Origin of the sequence: Pedobacter aquatilis (genome assembly GCF_032678425.1) — a bacterium.
Lineage (GTDB): Bacteria > Bacteroidota > Bacteroidia > Sphingobacteriales > Sphingobacteriaceae > Pedobacter > Pedobacter aquatilis_B.
In genome coordinates this window covers 831,908-851,518 of sequence record NZ_JAVTSG010000001.1, presented here as the reverse complement: position 1 = coordinate 851,518, position 19,611 = coordinate 831,908, and the positions used below count along the sequence as shown (strand labels likewise).

Here is a 19,611-nt window from a genome sequence, read left to right as displayed (position 1 = left end):
TACTATCCCATAAGTCGGCAAAATTTTACTCCACGTATTTAGTACTCCACTAAACGTAACGAGGAATTGATCCTCTCTAAAAACCCAATTAACAAGAATACTTATAATTTTTCGTTAGAAAACGAATGGATATTAACGAATTTATAGTGCAGGTTGCACTTCCTGAACATCGTGTATTTGCAGAACAAATCGTAACCGAGATGGCCGAATCTGCTAAAGCACGCGGTACGGGCATTGCAAAACGTTCGCCTGACTATGTTGCAAATAAAATGCAAGAAGGCAAAGCGGTTATTGCGTTCCATAAAAATGGTACGTGGGCTGGCTTCTGCTACATCGAAACCTGGAGTCATGGGCAATTTGTTGCCAACTCGGGCTTAATTGTATCACCTGAATTTAGAAAAGCAGGTTTGGCGCACGCCATTAAAGAAAAGGTTTTTGAACTTTCCAGAAGCTTATATCCTAAAGCCAAGATTTTCGGTTTAACTACTGGTTTGGCTGTAATGAAAATAAACTCCGATTTAGGTTACGAACCTGTAACTTATTCTGAGCTAACACAGGATGAAGAATTTTGGAAAGGCTGCCAAAGCTGTGTAAACTTCGAAATTTTGAAAATGAAGGAGCGGAAAAACTGTATGTGTACCGCTATGCTTTACGATCCGGCAACACAAAAGCACGATGCAGCTAAAAAGTTTGCTGAAGAATTGCAAAAGAAACCAAAGTTATATGAGCGCTTTATGCGTATTAAGCAACGTTTGGTTGTTAAACCTAAGCCTAAATCGGGCTTAAAAATATTAATGTTTTTATTTACCCTATTATTTAATAAGTAATGAACAAAGTAGTTTTAGCTTTTAGCGGAGGTTTAGATACCTCATTTTGCTGTATTTATTTGGCACAAGATCGTGGATTAGAAGTTCACTCTGTAATTGTAAATACTGGTGGTTTTTCTGATGAAGAATTACAGGAAATTGAGAAAAGAGCTTATGCTTTAGGTGTTAAATCTCACGCTGTGGTAGATGAAACTGAAAGTTATTACGATGAGTGTATTAAGTATTTAATTTACGGCAACGTATTAAAAAATGCAACTTATCCGCTTTCTGTTAGCGCAGAACGTGTTAGTCAGGCTACTGCAATTGCTAATTATGTTAAAAAAATTGGTGCAGATTATGTTGCGCACGGTAGCACAGGTGCAGGTAACGACCAGGTTCGTTTTGATATGATTTTTAACATTTTGATTCCAAATGTTGAAATCATTACACCAATTAGAGATTTAAAATTATCCCGCGAAGCGGAAATAGAATATTTAGCTGAACATGGAGTTGAATATAGCGCTGCAAAAGCAACTTATTCAATTAATAAAGGTTTATGGGGTACTTCAGTAGGAGGTAAAGAAACATTAACTTCACATGATACCTTACCGGAAAGCGCATGGCCAACTCAGGTTACAGAAACAGAATCGCGTAAAATAGAATTGACTTTTGAAAAGGGTGAATTGGTTGCAATTGATGGCGAAACTTTAGCGCCTGTTAGAGCAATTCAGAAATTACAGGCCATTGCACAACCTTTTGGTATTGGTCGTGATATTCATGTTGGCGATACCATCATCGGAATTAAAGGTCGTGTTGGTTTTGAAGCTGCGGCACCGGTTTTAATTATTAAAGCACACCATACTTTAGAAAAACATACTTTAACCAAATGGCAGTTAAGCTGGAAAGAGCAATTGTCTTCTTTCTATGGTAACTGGTTGCACGAAGGTCAGTTTCATGACCCAATTATGCGCAACATTGAAGCTTTTTTAACTGATACACAAAAAGTTGTTAGCGGTAAAGTTTTCGTTGAATTGTTGCCTTATCGTTTCCAGATTATTGGTATTGAATCGAACCACGATTTAATGAGCAATAAATTTGGTAGTTATGGCGAAATGAACAATGCATGGAGTGGCGAAGATGTTAAAGGTTTCTCTAAAATATTTGGTAACCAGGTAATGATTTGGCATAAAGTTAATTCTGAAGAAGCTTAAAGCTGAAAGACTAAAGCGGAAAGCTACCGTTCCTGTCCACCATCGCAAGGAGGAACGACGAAGCAATCTCTTTACAATTGTCATCCTGAGCTTGTCGAAGGATTGTTAAAACTAATTTTCATATCCATCTATAATTGAGGGAACAGATTATGAATAATAAAATCAAAGCAGGAATAATTGGTGGTGCGGGATATACTGGTGGCGAAATGCTCCGTATTTTGGTAAACCACCCAAATGTTGAAATTGCTTTCGTAAATAGTACCAGTAATGCTGGTAACCTAATTTCTGATGTGCACACTGATTTATTGGGCGATACTGATTTGCGTTTTGTGAATGAGATTTCTCAGGATATTGATGTTTTGTTCTTATGCGTTGGACATGGTGATGCGAAGAAATTTTTGGCTACACATCCGATTAACGATAACATAAAAATCATCGATTTATCGCAAGATTTTAGGTTAACTGCGAATGCTAGTTTTTCGACTTCGGACTCCGGACTTCAGACTAAAGACTTCATTTACGGGTTGCCAGAATTGAATTACGATAAAATCAAAACTGCTAACAATATTGCTAATCCAGGTTGCTTTGCTACTTGTATTCAATTAGGCTTATTGCCATTGGCTGCAAAAGGCTTAATAAATGCAGAGGTTCACATCAATGCAACTACAGGTTCAACTGGTGCTGGACAAAGTTTAGCCGCAACTTCTCATTTTAGCTGGAGAAATAATAATCTTTCGGTTTACAAGGCTTTCGAGCATCAGCATTTGAATGAAATTGGCGAGAGTTTATTGCAATTACAACCATCACTTTCAGAGACTTTGAGTTTCATCCCGCAACGCGGAGATTTTACCAGAGGCATTTTAGCTGCGATGTATTTGGAAAGCGATTTAAGTTTAGAAGACGCACAAAAGGTTTACGAGGATTACTACAACAATCACCCTTTTACGCACGTAAGTCGGAAAAACATCGATTTAAAACAGGTTGTAAATACCAATAAATGTTTGGTGCATGTAGAAAAGCATAGCAATAAATTATTTATCACCAGCATTATTGATAACCTGTTAAAAGGCGCCAGTGGACAAGCGGTTCAGAATATGAATTTAATGTTTGGCTTGGAAGAAACAGCGGGCTTGCGATTGAAAGCTATTGGGTTTTAAGTTTTAGGTAATACGTTATAAGTGTATGCAGAATTTTAAAGATTTGAAAGTTTGGGAGAAAGCCCATCAGCTTACGCTTAGTATTTATAAAACAAGTGCCAAGTTTCCAAAGGAAGAAATTTATAGTTTAACAAATCAACTTCGGCGGGCATCGGCATCAATACCAGCTAATATTGCCGAAGGTTGTGGTAAAAATTCACAAGCAGATTTGGCAAATTTTTTAAATATTTCTTTGGGCTCGGCTAACGAAACTGAATACTTTTTGATTTTATCAAAAGATTTAGATTACCTGACTGAAGAACAGTTCACAATTTTATCTAACAGTATTAACGAAGTTAAGGCAATGCTTATCAATTTAATTTCGAGAGTGAGAGCACCCAAACCTATAACTTAAAACGTACAACTTATAACCTAGTAACATGCAACTATTCGACGTTTATCCTCTTAACGATATAGAAATTACAAAAGCATCAGGCAGCAATGTTTGGGATGCTAACGAACAAAAGTATTTAGATTTATATGGTGGTCATGCCGTAATTTCAATCGGCCATACCAATCCGCACTATGTAAATCGCTTAACGGAACAATTAAACAAAGTTGGTTTTTACTCCAACTCCGTTAAAATTCCTTTGCAAGTACAATTGGCAGAGAAATTAGGTCAGGTTTCAGGTAAAAAAGATTACCAATTATTTTTGGTAAATTCTGGTGCAGAAGCCAATGAAAATGCTTTGAAATTGGCATCATTTTATAATGGAAGAAAAAAGGTAATTGCTTTCAGCGGTGCTTTTCATGGCCGTACATCTTTAGCAGTCGCCGTAACCGATAACCCTAAAATTGTAGCACCTGTTAACCAAACAGAAAATGTAATTTTCTTGCCTTTTAATAATGAAGTTGCACTAGATGAAACTTTTAAATCACAAGGCGATGAAATTTCGGCCGTAATTATTGAAGGTATTCAAGGTGTTGGCGGGATTAAAGAAGCTTCCAAAAGTTTCTTGCAAAAAATCCGTTCACTATGCGATGAATATAATGCCGTTTACATAGCCGATTCAGTTCAGTGTGGTTATGGCAGAACGGGTTTGTTTTATTCACACGATTATGCAGGGGTAGAAGCCGATGTATATACCATGGCAAAGGGCATGGGCAACGGATTTCCAGTAGCAGGAATTTCAATTGCACCAAAATTTAAACCTTGGCATGGTGAGTTGGGCACAACTTTCGGCGGTAACCATTTGGCTTGCGCTGCAGCTTTGGCCGTTTTAGAAGTGATGGAGCAAGATAACCTGATGAAAAATGCAGAGGAAATCGGTAATTATCTTATCACAGAGTTGAAGAAATTTGAGCAGGTGAAGGAAGTTCGCGGTCGCGGTTTAATGATTGGAATCGAGTTGCCAGAAGAATTGGCGCATGTTAAAAAAGAGTTATTATTTAAACATTTCATCTTTACGGGTGAGGCTAAACCGAATGTTATCCGTTTATTGCCTGCGTTAAATTTAACTAAAGCACATGCTGATGAATTTTTAGCGGCTTTTAATTTGGTTCTAAGTTCTAAGTAGTACGTTTTAAGTACACGGGACTTTATTTATAAATTATTTTTAGGCGAGGGATACAAACTTATAACGTATAACTTACTACTTACAACGTTTTAAAATGAAACTTTTCACTTCCGTACACGATGTTCCAAGCATCAAACAATTTGTAAAAGATGCACTTGAATTAAAGGCGAATCCTTATGCGCACCAAAGTTTGGGTAAAAACAAAACCTTGGGTTTGGTTTTTATGAACCCAAGTTTACGTACCCGTTTAAGCACTCAAAAAGCGGCGCTAAATCTGGGTATGAATGTTATGGTGATGAATCTGGATAAAGAAGGTTGGGCCTTAGAAACTCAAGATGGTGTAGTAATGAATGGCTCTACTGTAGAGCATATTCGTGAAGCTGCGGCCGTTATGGGGCAATACTGTGATATCTTAGGTTTGCGTTCTTTTCCAAAATTGAATAATCGTGAGGAAGATTATAGCGAAGACTTCTTTAACAAATTTGTGAAATATTGTGCCGTTCCAGTAGTGAGTTTGGAGAGTGCAACTCGCCACCCACTACAAAGTTTTGCCGATATTATCACCATTCACGAAACCTGGACGAAACAACCAGATGGTAGAAAACCAAAGGTTGTTTTGGCTTGGGCTCCACACGTAAAAGCTTTACCGCAAGCCGTTCCAAATTCGTTTGCCGAATGGATGTGTAAAGCACAAGCTGAAGGTATGATTGATTTTACCATCGCTCAGCCCGAAGGTTATGAACTGGCTGAAGAATTTACCCCTGGTGCAGATATTCAGTATAATATAGAAGAAGCTTTAGCTGGCGCTGATTATGTTTATGTAAAAAACTGGAGCAGTTATAAAGAATACGGTAAAGTTTTAACTTATCCTGATGGCTGGATGATGAACAACGAAAAGCTTAAATTTACAAATGATGCTAAAGTGATGCACTGTTTACCAGTTCGAAGAGATTTAGAATTATCTTCAGAAATTTTAGATGGCCCAAATTCATTGGTTATCCATGAAGCTGGAAATCGTTTATGGGCTGCTCAGGCAGTGATTAAAGAGATGTTGGAAAAGCTAAAATAGTACACTCGTCATTGCGAGTCGCGAAGCAATCTGATTGGTAATATTGCTTCGTGCCTCGCAATGACGAAAACGTAGAAATATGAAACAACTTACAATCATTAAAATTGGTGGAAACGTAATCGATAATTCTGAAAACTTACATGGGTTTTTGTTGGATTTTACGGCTTTACCAGGCGATAAAATTTTAGTTCATGGTGGTGGCAAAATCGCAACCGAACTGGGCGAAAGCTTAGGTGTCGAAGCTAAAATGGTTGAAGGTAGAAGGATTACCGACATTGAAACCTTGCGGGTTGTAACCATGGTTTATGCTGGTTTGATTAACAAAAACATGGTAGCACAATTGCAAGCGAAAGGCAGCAACGCCATTGGTTTAACCGGTGCGGATGGAAATGTAATCAAAGCTAGAAAACGTCCTGTTAAAGAAATTGATTATGGTTTTGTGGGCGATTTAGATGAAAATTCGGTATCTGCCGAAACTTTGGATAGCTTATTAAAAGCAGGTTTAGTTCCGGTTTTATGTGCAATTACACATGATGGAGCAACACAATTACTGAACACTAATGCAGACACAATTGCATCATCGGTTGCCGTTGCAATGTCATCACTTTACGATACACGTTTGGTATATTGTTTTGAGAAAAAAGGTGTTTTGAGAGATGTTAATGATGATGCTTCAGTTGTGCGAGAAATTAAAGCCGATGAATTTGAAGGCTTAAAAGCGGATGGGACTGTGCAAGGTGGCATGATTCCCAAATTACATAATGCTTTTGAGGCGATTAAGAAAGGCGTTTTGGCAGTTTATATTGGCAAAGCCGATGAATTGAATGAGCTGGCTACAGGTACTTTTGGAACGAAGATGCTTAAATAAGGTAGAGGGCGAAAGATATAAGATATAAGGTTTCGTCATTGCGAGGTACGAAGCAATCTCATCTAATCGCTGTGATGGGAGATTACTTTGTAATAAAATGTGTTAATTAAACCTGATAACAACGGAAATACTTTTTTAAGATTCAAACTGAAAAGATTGCCACGTCGTTCCTCCTCGCAATGACGACCGTGGGAAGCATGACAGAAGTTAAAAAAGATTATAGTGGATAGCAGGACGAACAATAAACAGAACCACAGCAGCTGCTTTTCATACTTCGACTACGCTCAGTATGACAATCTAAATTCAATTAGTAGAATTAATTAAATGAACCACATGAAAAAAATAGCCATAATTGGTAGCGGAAATATCGGATTATCTTTAGCTAAAGGATTGGTGAAAGCCGACTTTGCAAAAGCCGTAGATATTACCCTAACCCGAAGAAATATCGACCATTTAAAATCTTTCGCGGAGGCTGGATTTGGGGTGAGTAACAATAACAAACAAGCAGTTGCTGATGCTGATGTTGTGATTCTTGCTGTTTTGCCGCAACAATTAAACACGGTTTTGGATGAAATTCAACCAGCAATTGATTTTAAGAAACATTTAGTTATTTCGGTAATTTCGGGTGTGAGCTGTGCTGCTGTTCGCGAAAAGCTGGGCGAAAATGTGGAGGTTGTGCGTGTAATGCCGAACACTGCAATTGCTATTGGACAATCCATGACTTGTATGGCGAGTGATAATGCATCGGTAGAAAATATTGCCAACGTGACTAAAATGTTTGAAACGGTTGGTTCGGTTGTGAAGATAAATGAAGATTTAATGACTTCGGCAACGGCGCTTTGTGCTTGTGGTATTGCGTTCTTTTTAAGGGCAATCAGAGCAGCTTCGCAAGGCGGGGTAGAGATTGGTTTCCACGCAGATGAAGCATTGAAAATGGCGGTTCAAACAGCAAAAGGTGCGGCCGATTTGCTTTTATTACATGGCACACACCCAGAATCAGAAATAGATAAAGTAACTTCGCCGAAAGGTTGCACTATTGCAGGTTTAAATGAAATGGAACACAATGGTTTTAGTTCATCTTTAATAAAAGGTATTAAACTTTCGGCTTTAAAAGCAGGAAATTTGTACACTAAAGAAAGCTAAAAGCAGAAAGAATAAAGCTTAAGGCTAATGTAAAGTAAAAAGTATAAGATGCGTTTTGTCTTGATACCTGATACTAACTACTTGATACTATGTTATTAGAAAATATACAGAAAGAGAGCTTAGATTTGTTGCGTGCTTTGATTCGCATACAGTCTTTTAGCAAGGAAGAAGATAGAACAGCGAATTTAATTGCGCAGTTTTTAGAGGAACGTGGTGTAAAAACATTCCGTAAAATGAATAATGTTTGGGCTTACAACAAACATTTTGATGCTGCAAAACCTACATTATTGTTAAACTCTCATCATGATACTGTTAAACCAAACTCTGGCTACACCCGCGACCCATATGATGCCGCAATTGAGGGTGACAAGCTTTTTGGCTTGGGCAGCAATGATGCTGGTGGTTGTTTGGTATCGCTAATCGGTACGTTTTTGTATTATTTCGAGCAAGAAAATTTAAAATATAATATTTGTTTGGCCGCAACGGCGGAAGAAGAAATCTCTGGAAATAATGGCTTAGAATTGGTTCTGCCAGATTTAGGTGAATTGGAATTCGGAATTGTTGGTGAACCAACGGAGATGAATTTGGCGATTGCAGAGCGTGGTTTATTAGTGTTGGATTGTGTTGCTCACGGAAAGGCTGGTCATGCGGCCAGAGAAGAAGGCGAAAATGCAATTTATAAGGCATTAGCAGATATTGAATGGTTTAGAAATTACCAGTTTCCGAAAGTATCAGAGGTTTTTGGTCCGCTTAAGATGACGGTTACGATTATTAATGCAGGTTCTCAACATAATGTAGTGCCCGCAAATTGTACGTTTACGGTTGATGTTCGGGTTACAGATGCTTACACAAACGAGGAAGTTTTGGAAATTATCCGTGCGAATGTTGGTTGCGATGTTACCCCGCGTTCGATTCGTTTAAAGCCATCATCAATTGATAAAAACCATCCAGTCGTTCAGGCGGGTGTAGCTTTAGGCAAAACCACTTATGGCTCGCCAACCACGTCAGACCAAGCTTTATTAGATATTCCTTCAGTAAAATGCGGCCCGGGATTTTCTGGTCGTTCGCACATGGCTGATGAATTTTTATATGTTAGAGAGGTTGCAGAAGGTGTTGAAGGTTATGTAAATATGTTGAAACCAGTTGTGGGTAACTAATTGTATATAAACCGTCATTGCGAGGTACGAAGCAATCTATTGCAAAATGTAACGCTGTGAAATTAAAAATAAAAAGGGGATTGCTTCGTGCCTCGCAATGACGGAGATGATTTAAATCCTTCATGCAATCTGTAAAAAACTCAGCGAACTCCGTAGTTAAATAAAAATAGCTTTGCGCTCTTTGCGAGAAACTTAGTGCTCTTTGCGGTTAAATAAAGTAAAATGAAAATTTGGCAAAAAAATATTGATGTAAATAAATTTGTGGAAAGCTTTACAGTTGGTAAAGACCGTGAGTTGGATTTACAAATGGCAAAGTTTGATGTGTTGGGTTCTTTGGCTCATACACAAATGTTAGAAACCATTAATTTGCTAACCGCTGATGAATTGGCAACGGTTCAAAAGGAACTTAAAAATATTTACGCTGAAATTGAGGCCGGAAACTTCACCATTGAAGATACGGTTGAAGATGTGCACTCTCAGGTGGAGTGGCTATTAACGCAGCGCATCGGCGAGGCAGGTAAAAAAATTCACAGCGGTCGCTCTCGTAACGACCAGGTTTTGGTTGATTTAAAATTATTTTTTCGTGCTTGCATTGAAGATATGGTTGGGCAAACTTCAACTTTGTTTAATCAATTAATCGAGCTAAGCAACACGCACAAAGATAAATTGATGCCAGGTTATACGCATTTGCAAATTGCGATGCCATCTTCGTTTGGCTTATGGTTTGGTGCCTACGCCGAGAGCCTTGCCGATGATTTAGAACTGATGCTTGCCGCCTGGAAAATCACGAATAAAAATCCTTTAGGTTCTGCTGCTGGCTACGGTTCATCTTTTCCATTAAACAGAACTTTAACTACAGATTTATTAGGCTTTGAAAGCTTAAACTATAATGTAGTTTATGCACAAATGGGTCGTGGCAAAACAGAAAGAATTTTAGCACAAGCGATGAGTGCGGTGGCTGCAACCTTGGCTAAAATGGCTATGGATGTTTGCTTATTCATCAATCAAAATTTTGGCTTTATTAGTTTTCCTGCAGAATTAACTACAGGTTCGAGCATTATGCCGCATAAAAAGAATCCCGATGTTTTTGAGTTAATTCGTTCGCGATGTAATAAAATTCAGGCTTTGCCAAATGAAATTGCAATGATGATTACCAATTTACCATCAGGATATCACCGCGATTTACAATTGTTAAAAGAAAATCTTTTCCCTGCAATTACATCATTAAATGAGTGCTTGGAAATCGCGACTTTCATGTTCCAAAACATCAGCATAAAAGATGATATTTTAAAAGATAAAAAGTATGACTACTTGTTTAGTGTTGAAGTGGTAAACGATTTGGCACTACAAGGTGTTCCTTTTAGGGAAGCTTATAAAATAGTTGGTGAGCAAATAGAAAATGGTACTTTTGCACCATCGAGCCAAATACATCATACACACGAGGGAAGCATTGGCAACCTATGTAACGAACAAATTGCCGCATCAATGCAAGCTGTTTTATCTCAATTTGGTTTCGATAAAGTGAATAAAGCGATAGAAGAATTGGTTAAATAAATTTTGCTAATTTTGTAATTATGACAACTTTAACAATAGAAATTAAAGATAAAGATGCTGGATTCGTAAAAGAATTTCTCAGCAAAATTGGTGCTAAAGTTAAAACAGAACCAACAAGTCAAATTACATCAGAAATTGCTCAGGCTTTAATTGAAATTAAAGAAATGCAGCAAGGCAAACGCAAACCGTTAAGTCTGAAAGATATTTAATGGTTTGCAGCATTATTTATTCTGCCGTATTTATTAAAAAGGCAAAAATCTATAAAAAGAAATACCTTTCTTTAGTTGATGACCTTTACGAACTTGAGGACAAACTTCTAAAAAATCCTGAACAAGGAAATGATTTGGGTGCTGGACTTTATAAAGTTAGGCTTGCCGTAAAAAGTAAAGGAAAAGGTAAGAGTGGAGGATTTAGAATTATAACCTACTTGGTTTCAAATACTGATGATGGCATCATTATAAATATGCTTACATTATATGATAAATCAGAAGAGAGCAGTATTGACAAAAAAGAACTTCAAAAGATAATTAGAGCACTATAAATTTGCTGTTAGCAGCATCAAGATATAAATATGAAAGTTTCAGTATTAGCCAGCGCATCAATTGGCTCAGAGATTATTAAAATTGGTAACGAGGTTAACGAAATGAAGCGTAAAGGCGCATCTATAGCTAACTTAACGATTGGAGATTTTGATTCGAACATCTACCCAATTCCAACAGAATTAAAATCAGGAATTGTAGAAGCATACAATGCAAATCAAACCAATTATCCGCCAGCAGATGGTGTTTTGCAATTGAGAGAAACAGTTTCTGAATTACTGAAAGAAAGATTTGGCTTAGCATACAACACCAACAGTATTTTGGTTTCTGGCGGTTCTCGTCCGTTAATTTATGCTACTTATTTAGCTTTAATCGATCCGGGAGATACCGTAGTTTTCCCTGCGCCATCTTGGAATAACAATCACTATTGCCACTTAACTTCTGCAAAATCTATCGCAGTTGAAACTGATGCAGAGAATAACTTTATGCCAACTGCGGCACAGTTAAAACCGCATTTAAAAGGTGCAACATTATTGGCTTTATGTTCGCCATTGAATCCTACGGGAACCATGTTTGATGCAGATTCTTTAACAGAAATTTGTGATGTGGTTCTAGAAGAAAACGCATCCCGCGGAGCGGATGAAAAACCGCTATATTTAATGTATGACCAGATTTATTCGCTTCTGACTTTCGGAAAGGAACATGTAAATCCAGTTTCGTTACGTCCGGCAATGCGTGAATTTACCGTTTTTGTTGATGGTAGTTCGAAATGTTTAGCTGCAACTGGTGTACGTGTGGGTTGGGGTTTTGGTCCAGAGGATATTGTGAACAGGATGAAAGCTTTAGTTGGACACATGGGTGCATGGGCGCCAAAAGCCGAGCAAGTTGCCATGTCTAACTATTTTAATGATAAAACACAGGTTGATACTTTCTTAACCAGTTTTAAAGGTCAAATTCAAGATAGCTTAAATGCGCTTTACAATGGTTTTAACGAACTAAAAAGCGAAGGTTTTAATGTTGATGCCGTTGAACCAATGGGCGCAATTTATTTAACTATTAAAATCGATTATATCGGAAAAACTACAGAAGATGGACAGGTTTTAAAGGATAGTGCAGATGTGAACTTCTATTTGATTAAAGAAGCGGGTGCAGCCTTAGTACCTTTCTCTGCTTTCGGTAACGAACATAGCATGCCTTGGTTTAGAGCGTCTGTTGGTGCTTGTACTTTACAGGATATTAAAGATATGTTACCAAGAATTAAAACTGCATTGAGCAAGTTAAAATAATATTTTGCTTGGTTCAGCGAAAGTTGAACCAAGCATTTTTATCTGATAATTTCCTTTTTAATCCATTCCTGAGTTGAAATATTAAAAAATAATTTTAATTTCAATCTATGGGAGAAAAATATGTTGCATCCGGTGCTGCCTCAGTATCAGGCATATTCAAAACAATTCTTTTTGGCATCTTAGCCTCATTCGTATTACCAATAATTTATATTATCTTATTAAGGCTCTTGCCTAACATTTGGGTTAATACAATATCCGCAGTATTATTAGGCATTTCTCTGGGCTATTTTATTGATTTAGGTATCAAAATTGGTAAAATAAGAAACTTAAAAATTGCCATTGCCATTGCTATTTTCTGTGGTTTGTTGGCTTGCTATAATCAATGGGTTTTATTTGATACGATTATGTACAGCGCTAAAGGCTTTACGTTCAAGCTTAGCGGTGCAGATATTAATATTTTGTTGAGAGATTTTATTTATCTTTTTACGCACCCTGGAATTTTATTTGAAGAGATTAAAAAATTAAATGAGTACGGCACCTTTAGAATAAAAGGCAGCTCGAATGTTTCAGGCGCATTACTTTGGATAGTTTGGATTGGAGAATTTTTAACAATCTTCGGCAGTATTGTTTTTACGGTTGCCAACGGACAGGCAGCCAGACCTTTTTCAGAAAATAACGATGCCTGGATGACCAGGCGTAAATTTACAAACCGAATTAATTATGTTGATAATAAAGAGGCTTTCTTAAACGAAATTGACAGGAGAAATTACAATTTACTGAAGCATAACGAAGCATTATTAGACCATGAAAATTTTGCAGAAGTTGTTGTTTATGAATATCCCGGAGAGCCATCTAAATATATTAATATTGTCAATGCCCAAAATACGATTGATAAAAAAGGGAAAATAACTTCTAAGCGGAAAAATATTATACTGCAATTACAACTTTTAAATGCTGATGTGTAATTGAATCTGCTAAAAAGATTTTTGCCATAACTTAATTCAGTAATTTATTTTACCAATACATCAAATTGGTAACACCAGTTGTGTAAAGGATATTTCTTCTTCTGAATACTCGCAAATAATTTTTCTCCTTGAGAATCACGAAGATTACCGCGAGGGCCATATCTATAACCGCTTTTCTCTGTAAGCCCATTAACGGCATATTTTACTTTACTTCCGATAGGAGAATTTTTACAGATTAAATTTACTTTGTTATCTCTTAAAACTACCTTAGATAAAATATTTTCGTTCTTTTGATTGATAACACTAAATCCAAAACCATCAGCTTTTAGCACAGCTGTGCTATCAATTATTAATGGGGGAGAAGGAATATTAAAGGATATAGTAATAGTATCTTTCGATATAGAGAAATTTAACGGAACAAGGCCTTTATTTTTTTTGGCTTCCATTAACTTTATAACAGATAAACCTGCCAGATATCCTAATCTTTTTTGAGAGATACCATCTATATGAACCCGCTCACTTATAAAACTATAAGGATAAGTTGGGCCACTTGCCATAAATAGGCTATCATCTCTAACTAATTCCATTTGGGCTTGTGGTACTAAAGTTTCCCTATTATAAAAGTTATTTTGCTTAAATTCTTTCGATAAGGTTAAACAATTTGTTTGATAGGTAATACAGATAACATCATTTTTTTGCTTCGTTATATTCTTGATATCTGAATCAAAATCTGTTTGAATTTTTTTTAGATCCTTTTTATACTCTTTTGATTTTTTCCAAACGATATCGTCTTCACCCTGCATCCAGCAAAAAGCTGGTACAACGAAATCCCATCCTCTACTTTTTGCTTTATCATTCGCTGTTTTAATTTCGTCAAGAAATTTTTTATATGCTTTTGTGCCCTTGTTAATTTCTAAAATCCCCGAAGCTCCCTGACCTCCAGGAAATGAGCATATCATTATACTATCATTTCCATTCTGCTTAAAATATTCAGCTAAAACTTCTGACATGCCGTATATTGAAAGTTCAAATGCCCTTTCTCTATCATTAATTATCTTCTTCATCCATTGTTTAAAATGGGTATCGGATAAGTATCCGAATCTTTCATCTAGGTTTTCGGTTACGAATGTGTGATTCGTTTGCTTTGATAAGGAATCAAAATTGGTAATTCTGGTTGCTTCTTCTCCCAGGGCCAGGCTTTGCCCGTAAACCGGAATTGCAATTATTCTTTTCTTTACTTTAGGAGTATTATTACAAGCGATTAACGTTGTTATAAATAAAAGATAAATAAGGAGAGAGCGCGTTTTCATTTCATTTTACTTTAGATATTTTTTCAATTGGGAGGCAATCATTATGGAATATTTTTTAGCACCAGTGTCATTTAAGTGACCAAAATCATGGAAGTACTCTTGATGACCAGTTATCCCGGCCATATTGTAATTATTAATAAACACTAAATTATTTTCTTTAGCCAAACGGTAAGGAATATCAAACATGTTGTTTTTTTCAACAGCATACATAGGAGAAAATAATAGAATTAAATTTATCCTTTTTTCCTTACACTTATCGATAAATGATTTTAAATATTTGACCTTTTCGTTATCTACATCAAAATCAAATTTTTCTGGTTTGATAGGCCCGTGGCTTAAATCTAATTCGCCATATAGTGGTTTATAGCCTTTGTTTTCAGGGTTTATTCTTTGGAACATATTGCCTAAAGCAAGATTTGCAAACAAACTGTTATATCTATATAGATGCGATACTTCTCCTTTATAAAAGAATTTTGCTTTTTTCAGCACATCATCACAGCCCTCGCTGTAATTAATAAATGGGGATAGGTTTCCTACCACATCTAAGCCTGAGAATGGTGTTTTTAGGTAGTCTGTTGGATGTATTTCCAGAAAGATAGTTTTTGGTGTGTTATTTTGAAGGATATTACTTAAAAAAGCATATTGAAAATAAACATTCCTCATGCCCCAAAGACCAGCATTGTAAACCTTTCTTTTTAACGAATCTTCAAGTATTGAAGGAATGTAGTGATGATGACATCTTGAACTTCCCATAAATACAATAGGATCATCCATTTTATAGGTAACATAATTTATTTTATACTCATCAGTTGTAGTTGCTGTTTTATAAAAATAGTTGACCACAAATGCAAGCGTTCTATCGAAAATTAGTGTTATCCCAATAATAATCAGTAATCTGAATATAAATCTTTTCATTCGGGCTAAAATTTAAAATAGATAAATTGGTTACCATCTAAAACGCCAAAGAACATAATTAAAATAATGTAAGTTGATACGGCAATTTCATATTTATACCTATAAAAAAGGGTATTTGAAGTGGAAGCAGTGTTATTAAAAAATTCGTCCTGAAAATCTTTAAAGAATAATATTATCATACATATAATGCCATTGATTAGTGTTGTATGATCTATAAATAATGCGCCCCATGATGTTAAAATTTTATACATAATGGCTCCTGCTTCATCGATGCTAGTGGAGCGAAATAGTATAAGGCCAAAAGCTACGAACAAAAATGTTCTGAACATTTTTAGGCAACTTTCAAAGGTTGGTAAGCCACTTTGTGTTTTTTTAACTTTATTTTTCTTAAAAAATGCTCCAGATAGCATTAAGGGGATGTATAATAAGCCGTGGTATAATCCAAAAAGTGCAAATGTCCAGGCGGCGCCATGCCACAAACCTATTAATACAAATGTTATAATAATCGCAAAAATAGAACCCCATTTCTCAAAATTTCTAAACTTGATATTTAATGGCATAAAAACATAATCGGTTAGCCAACCAGTTAATGAAATGTGCCACTTACGCCAGTATTCTGCAATATTTAAAGAAAAGAATGGGCGGTTAAAGTTTTCGGAAATTTTAAATCCTAGTAGAAGTGCTACCCCAATTGCCATTTCAGAATAACCTGCAAAATCTGCATACATTTGAATTGGATAAAGAAGTGATGCAAATGCCAAAGATGTGCCATTATGATGAACGGAATTGTCGAAAACTGCATCAACATAAATTGATAATCTATCTGCAACACACATTTTCATAAACATACCCCAAAATATTCTTTTCAAACCAATGGATGCACGGTCGTAATCAAAAACTCTGATAGATGCTAGCTGAGCTAAAAATGGTTTTGGCCTATCAATTGGGCCAGATAAAATTGTTGGAAAAAATGAGATATAGACCGCAAAATCTATAAAGTTTTTAGCGGGCTCAATATGTCCGCGTTGTATTTCCAAAAGATAGCTAATTAGTTTAAACGTAAAAAAACTTATGCCAATTGGCATAAGGATATTGAAAGTACTCCAATTTGTTTTTAATCCGATGGCGTTAAAAAGATCACTAAAAGAGGTAATGAAAAAATTGAGATATTTGAAATAAAGTAAAAGACCAATGCCTAATAAAGTTCCAACAGTGGTAAGCAGTGATGCTCTTTTTTGATTACTTAAGTTATAATTTCCAATTGCCAGGCCGAGTCCGTAAAAAACTACAGTTGCTGCAAGCAGTAGAGGAATCATTTTCCATTCTGCAAAGCCATAAAAGAAATAGCTACATAAAAGTAGCCAGATATTTTGAGCACTTTTTTTATCCTTTAATAAAAAGTAATATACCGTGAATACTACCAGAAAGAATATTAAGAAATTAATAGAATTTACAACCATTATTAATCTTTATTAACCAATTCTATAAAACCAACTTCTTTTCTATATAAATAACAAATTAGCCTGTTTTCTAAAGCGATGGCTTCAACCGGTCGGAATAGAGGGATATATTCCTGCACATCAACAAGTTCGTCAAAAGCTTTATGGATATCATCAACTTCGTAACATACGTGGTATGGGGCAACACCATTTTTTTTTAAAATTTTGGTTACGGAAGCCTTTTCATCAACGGGTTCAATTAGTTCTATTTTTGGGAAACCATCTTTGGTAAGAAAACAAATACGAACTCGTTGAATGGAATCCTCAATTACTGGTGTTGACTGATAGCCTGCGTTGATGTAAAAAACAGATGTATTTTCTATACTATCAGTTACGTAACCAATATGATGAAATTTAAAATCAGTTAGCATATTATTTACTTGCAATACAATCAATCATTTCTTGAACATTGCTCCAAGAAAGGATTTCTTTTGAGGTAAACTTTATTTTAAATTCTTTTTCTATCGCAACAATAAGTTGAATATGAGATAGAGAATCCCAATCTTCAACATCATCTGCTGTGGTTTGTGGTGTTAGTGTAATGTCTTCGTTATCAAGTATGTCTCTGAAAATAACTTCTACTTTGCTTAAAATTTCATTCTGGTTCATGGTATTTATTTTTGTGTAATAAAAAATTCTTTTCCTTTTAATGTATTTATGTCTAGTTCAAACTGAAGCGTATCCGTTCCATCTATTTTTACGAAGCCTAATTTTGGATAGTGCTCCTCAACCATTTGGTTTTTTGCTGATGGCAGATATTCTCCAACTATTTTTAGATATCCATTTTCTGAGGCATATTTAACAATAATACTGAGTGTAAAATCTTCCATGCCGCGTTTTAATACTCTACAACTCATAAACCAGGTGTCTACAAAGAGTATTTCGGGACTAATTTTCTTTAAAATAACAACACATATTAGTCCGTTATCTCCAAATTTATCGGTCAAAGTGAAAGAGAAGTTTACGTAGTCTTCATTTTTGCCCAATTCCTCAATTTCGGCTTCTGTATATCTAATTGTTCTTAAATTAAATTGGTTGCTGCGTTGTGAAAGTTGTGCAACACGTAATTTATTAAAAGAGTCAAAACCCTTTACCTCAGAAGTCATATCTAATGACTTTAAGAAGTCGGCCTCATTAGTAAAACTTTTTAAAAGAGAAACTCTTTGACTCTCAACTTGGTATTGCTTAGTTCTGTCTGCATCTGCATTCGAATAAGTTGCAGTTTCGAATAGATTTAAAGAATAAAGAAACTCTAAATAATCTCCAGGATCTTCAGGCAATTCAGGTACAGTAACTTCAGGTACATTTTGCCTTACCAGATTTCTTTCAAATGGGTTATCATCCAGAAATACCATTGAGTCGAAGCCGATATTAAGTACGCTTTGGATAATTCTGATATTATCGGCTTTATTATCCCAATTAGCAACGAAAACTGCTATATCATCAATTTTAATAACCATTTCGGGATTCAGCACAAAAGGCTCCCTTGCTCTGGCTTCATCGTTTTTACTACAAACGGCAATTATAATACCTCTATTTTTTAGTTTTTTAATCCAATGTTGAAATTCTGTAAATGCTTTGCCAATCCCTAAGCCATGGCCAATCTGAATATTTTCCCAACCATCATCCCCAACTATTCCGCCCCACATTGTATTATCTAAATCCATGATGAGGCATTTCTTGAATTTTCCCTCTACTGCACCTATGATATCCAAAGTTCTCGAAGCAACATACGGTAAGATATCTAAGCTAAGCAACATTTCTGTACTAACATATATGCTACTATCGAACATTAAATCCCTTCCAAATTTGTTTTGCAGGCCAGCAATATCACAAATAAATAGTTTTGGGTTTTGTTGAGAAAGATTCATCAACTCGAAGTTAAGTTTTCGAACTTGATAGGTAAATGAAGACTGAACTTTGTTAGCATAGCTTCCAAAAACTGTATCTTCTATTTCAGGATAGTTATAGTATATAATTCGGCCCGGAATATTATTACAAATTGCCTTAATAAAGTCTAAGCGCTCATCAGCAAGGTTAGCTTGCTCAAATTCAGTAATAATACTGTGCTTGTCTAATAGTTTATGCGATGATTGAAACACAATTGTGTAATCAGCATTGAATTGATACAAGTCAGATGTAGGATCCAAAACTTGTCTTTCTACCTGATTAAACTCGGCTTCAAATAGTTCAACATTTATGTTTCTTTCATAGCCCATCCCTTTTATAGCTGTTGCTAAAAATTGAGTTGCTGCATCTCCGAGGAGTGCAACCTTAAGGTTAGGAAATGCAGAAGAATCTTTCTTTATGTTTTTTTTGAGTTCTTTAAATGATATCATTTTTCTTTATGAAATACATAATTGATGGACAGCATATTAGAATCTGTTATCAAAATACTGCATGATATTTTTAAAGAATATTGTTGATGAGAGCAGTTATTTTTTAGCGTTAACACGTTAATTCAAGTAAAACTAGTGAATGATTGGTATTGAATTCTATATGCTACAAGTGTTTTTAAATCATAAAATACACTTGTAACAAAGATAAAATTATTTTGATAAAAACCAATTCCACAG

The 19,611-nt window shown here is 35.7% G+C and carries 20 protein-coding genes; 14 read left to right on the top strand and 6 right to left on the bottom strand.

The window, feature by feature from the left end:
* The first annotated feature begins 125 nt into the window (after positions 1 to 125).
* The 14 genes from R2Q16_RS03530 (at position 126) to R2Q16_RS03465 (ending at position 13,311) form a co-directional block, all read left to right on the top strand.
* Positions 126 to 827, top strand: coding sequence for a GNAT family N-acetyltransferase (locus R2Q16_RS03530; RefSeq protein WP_316735195.1), 702 nt, complete (start codon positions 126 to 128; stop codon positions 825 to 827).
* Positions 827 to 2,017 (top strand): argininosuccinate synthase, encoded by a 1,191-nt coding sequence (gene argG, locus R2Q16_RS03525; RefSeq protein ID WP_316735194.1) that lies wholly within the window; start codon positions 827 to 829, stop codon positions 2,015 to 2,017. The genes R2Q16_RS03530 and argG overlap by 1 nt, the downstream gene beginning before the upstream one ends.
* Before the next feature lie 149 nt (positions 2,018 to 2,166).
* Positions 2,167 to 3,174: an N-acetyl-gamma-glutamyl-phosphate reductase gene (gene argC / locus R2Q16_RS03520; RefSeq protein WP_316735193.1), complete on the top strand. Its 1,008-nt coding sequence runs from the start codon at positions 2,167 to 2,169 to the stop codon at positions 3,172 to 3,174.
* 25 nt (positions 3,175 to 3,199) lie between these two features.
* Positions 3,200 to 3,568: a four helix bundle protein gene (locus R2Q16_RS03515; RefSeq protein ID WP_316735192.1), complete on the top strand. Its 369-nt coding sequence runs from the start codon at positions 3,200 to 3,202 to the stop codon at positions 3,566 to 3,568.
* A 25-nt stretch (positions 3,569 to 3,593) separates the two neighbouring features.
* Complete coding sequence (locus R2Q16_RS03510) at positions 3,594 to 4,730, top strand: aspartate aminotransferase family protein (protein ID WP_316735191.1); 1,137 nt, start codon at positions 3,594 to 3,596, stop codon at positions 4,728 to 4,730.
* Between the two features lie 94 nt (positions 4,731 to 4,824).
* Positions 4,825 to 5,799: an acetylornithine carbamoyltransferase gene (locus R2Q16_RS03505; RefSeq protein WP_316735190.1), complete on the top strand. Its 975-nt coding sequence runs from the start codon at positions 4,825 to 4,827 to the stop codon at positions 5,797 to 5,799.
* 79 nt (positions 5,800 to 5,878) lie between these two features.
* On the top strand, positions 5,879 to 6,667 hold the full coding sequence (gene argB / locus R2Q16_RS03500; RefSeq protein WP_316735189.1) for an acetylglutamate kinase: 789 nt from the start codon (positions 5,879 to 5,881) through the stop codon (positions 6,665 to 6,667).
* Positions 6,668 to 7,000: 333 nt separating this feature from the next.
* On the top strand, positions 7,001 to 7,810 hold the full coding sequence (gene proC, locus R2Q16_RS03495; protein WP_316735188.1) for a pyrroline-5-carboxylate reductase: 810 nt from the start codon (positions 7,001 to 7,003) through the stop codon (positions 7,808 to 7,810).
* 89 nt (positions 7,811 to 7,899) lie between these two features.
* Positions 7,900 to 8,967 carry a M20 family metallo-hydrolase gene (locus R2Q16_RS03490; protein ID WP_316735186.1) on the top strand — a complete coding sequence of 356 codons (1,068 nt, stop codon included), beginning with the start codon at positions 7,900 to 7,902 and terminating at the stop codon, positions 8,965 to 8,967.
* A gap of 222 nt (positions 8,968 to 9,189) precedes the next feature.
* Positions 9,190 to 10,521, top strand: a complete 1,332-nt coding sequence (gene argH / locus R2Q16_RS03485; RefSeq protein WP_316735185.1) for an argininosuccinate lyase — start codon at positions 9,190 to 9,192, stop codon at positions 10,519 to 10,521.
* 20 nt (positions 10,522 to 10,541) lie between these two features.
* The gene (locus tag R2Q16_RS03480) at positions 10,542 to 10,730 is read left to right on the top strand and encodes a hypothetical protein (RefSeq protein WP_316735184.1); all 189 of its coding nucleotides are present in this window, start codon (positions 10,542 to 10,544) and stop codon (positions 10,728 to 10,730) included.
* A complete protein-coding gene (locus R2Q16_RS03475; RefSeq protein WP_316735183.1) occupies positions 10,730 to 11,062 on the top strand; it encodes a type II toxin-antitoxin system RelE/ParE family toxin in 333 nt (110 codons plus the stop codon). Before R2Q16_RS03480 ends, R2Q16_RS03475 begins: the two co-directional genes overlap by 1 nt.
* 30 nt (positions 11,063 to 11,092) lie before the next feature.
* Positions 11,093 to 12,346, top strand: coding sequence for a pyridoxal phosphate-dependent aminotransferase (locus R2Q16_RS03470; RefSeq protein WP_316735182.1), 1,254 nt, complete (start codon positions 11,093 to 11,095; stop codon positions 12,344 to 12,346).
* 107 nt (positions 12,347 to 12,453) lie between these two features.
* The gene (locus R2Q16_RS03465) at positions 12,454 to 13,311 is read left to right on the top strand and encodes a hypothetical protein (RefSeq protein WP_316735181.1); all 858 of its coding nucleotides are present in this window, start codon (positions 12,454 to 12,456) and stop codon (positions 13,309 to 13,311) included.
* 44 nt (positions 13,312 to 13,355) lie between these two features.
* Here R2Q16_RS03465 and R2Q16_RS03460 read toward each other — a convergent pair whose 3' ends face one another.
* Genes R2Q16_RS03460 through R2Q16_RS03435 form a run of 6 tightly spaced genes read right to left on the bottom strand, consistent with a single transcriptional unit; the run spans position 13,356 to position 19,374 of the window.
* Positions 13,356 to 14,621: a sialate O-acetylesterase gene (locus R2Q16_RS03460; RefSeq protein WP_316735180.1), complete on the bottom strand. Its 1,266-nt coding sequence runs from the start codon at positions 14,619 to 14,621 to the stop codon at positions 13,356 to 13,358.
* 6 nt (positions 14,622 to 14,627) lie between these two features.
* Positions 14,628 to 15,536: a hypothetical protein gene (locus tag R2Q16_RS03455; RefSeq protein ID WP_316735179.1), complete on the bottom strand. Its 909-nt coding sequence runs from the start codon at positions 15,534 to 15,536 to the stop codon at positions 14,628 to 14,630.
* Between the two features lie 5 nt (positions 15,537 to 15,541).
* The gene (locus R2Q16_RS03450) at positions 15,542 to 16,996 is read right to left on the bottom strand and encodes an MBOAT family O-acyltransferase (protein WP_316735178.1); all 1,455 of its coding nucleotides are present in this window, start codon (positions 16,994 to 16,996) and stop codon (positions 15,542 to 15,544) included.
* Positions 16,997 to 16,998: 2 nt separating this feature from the next.
* Positions 16,999 to 17,406: a VOC family protein gene (locus R2Q16_RS03445; protein ID WP_316735177.1), complete on the bottom strand. Its 408-nt coding sequence runs from the start codon at positions 17,404 to 17,406 to the stop codon at positions 16,999 to 17,001.
* A 1-nt stretch (position 17,407) separates the two neighbouring features.
* On the bottom strand, positions 17,408 to 17,644 hold the full coding sequence (locus R2Q16_RS03440) for an acyl carrier protein (protein ID WP_316735176.1): 237 nt from the start codon (positions 17,642 to 17,644) through the stop codon (positions 17,408 to 17,410).
* Between the two features lie 5 nt (positions 17,645 to 17,649).
* A complete protein-coding gene (locus R2Q16_RS03435; protein ID WP_316735175.1) occupies positions 17,650 to 19,374 on the bottom strand; it encodes an HAD-IIIC family phosphatase in 1,725 nt (574 codons plus the stop codon).
* Positions 19,375 to 19,611 lie beyond the last annotated feature (237 nt).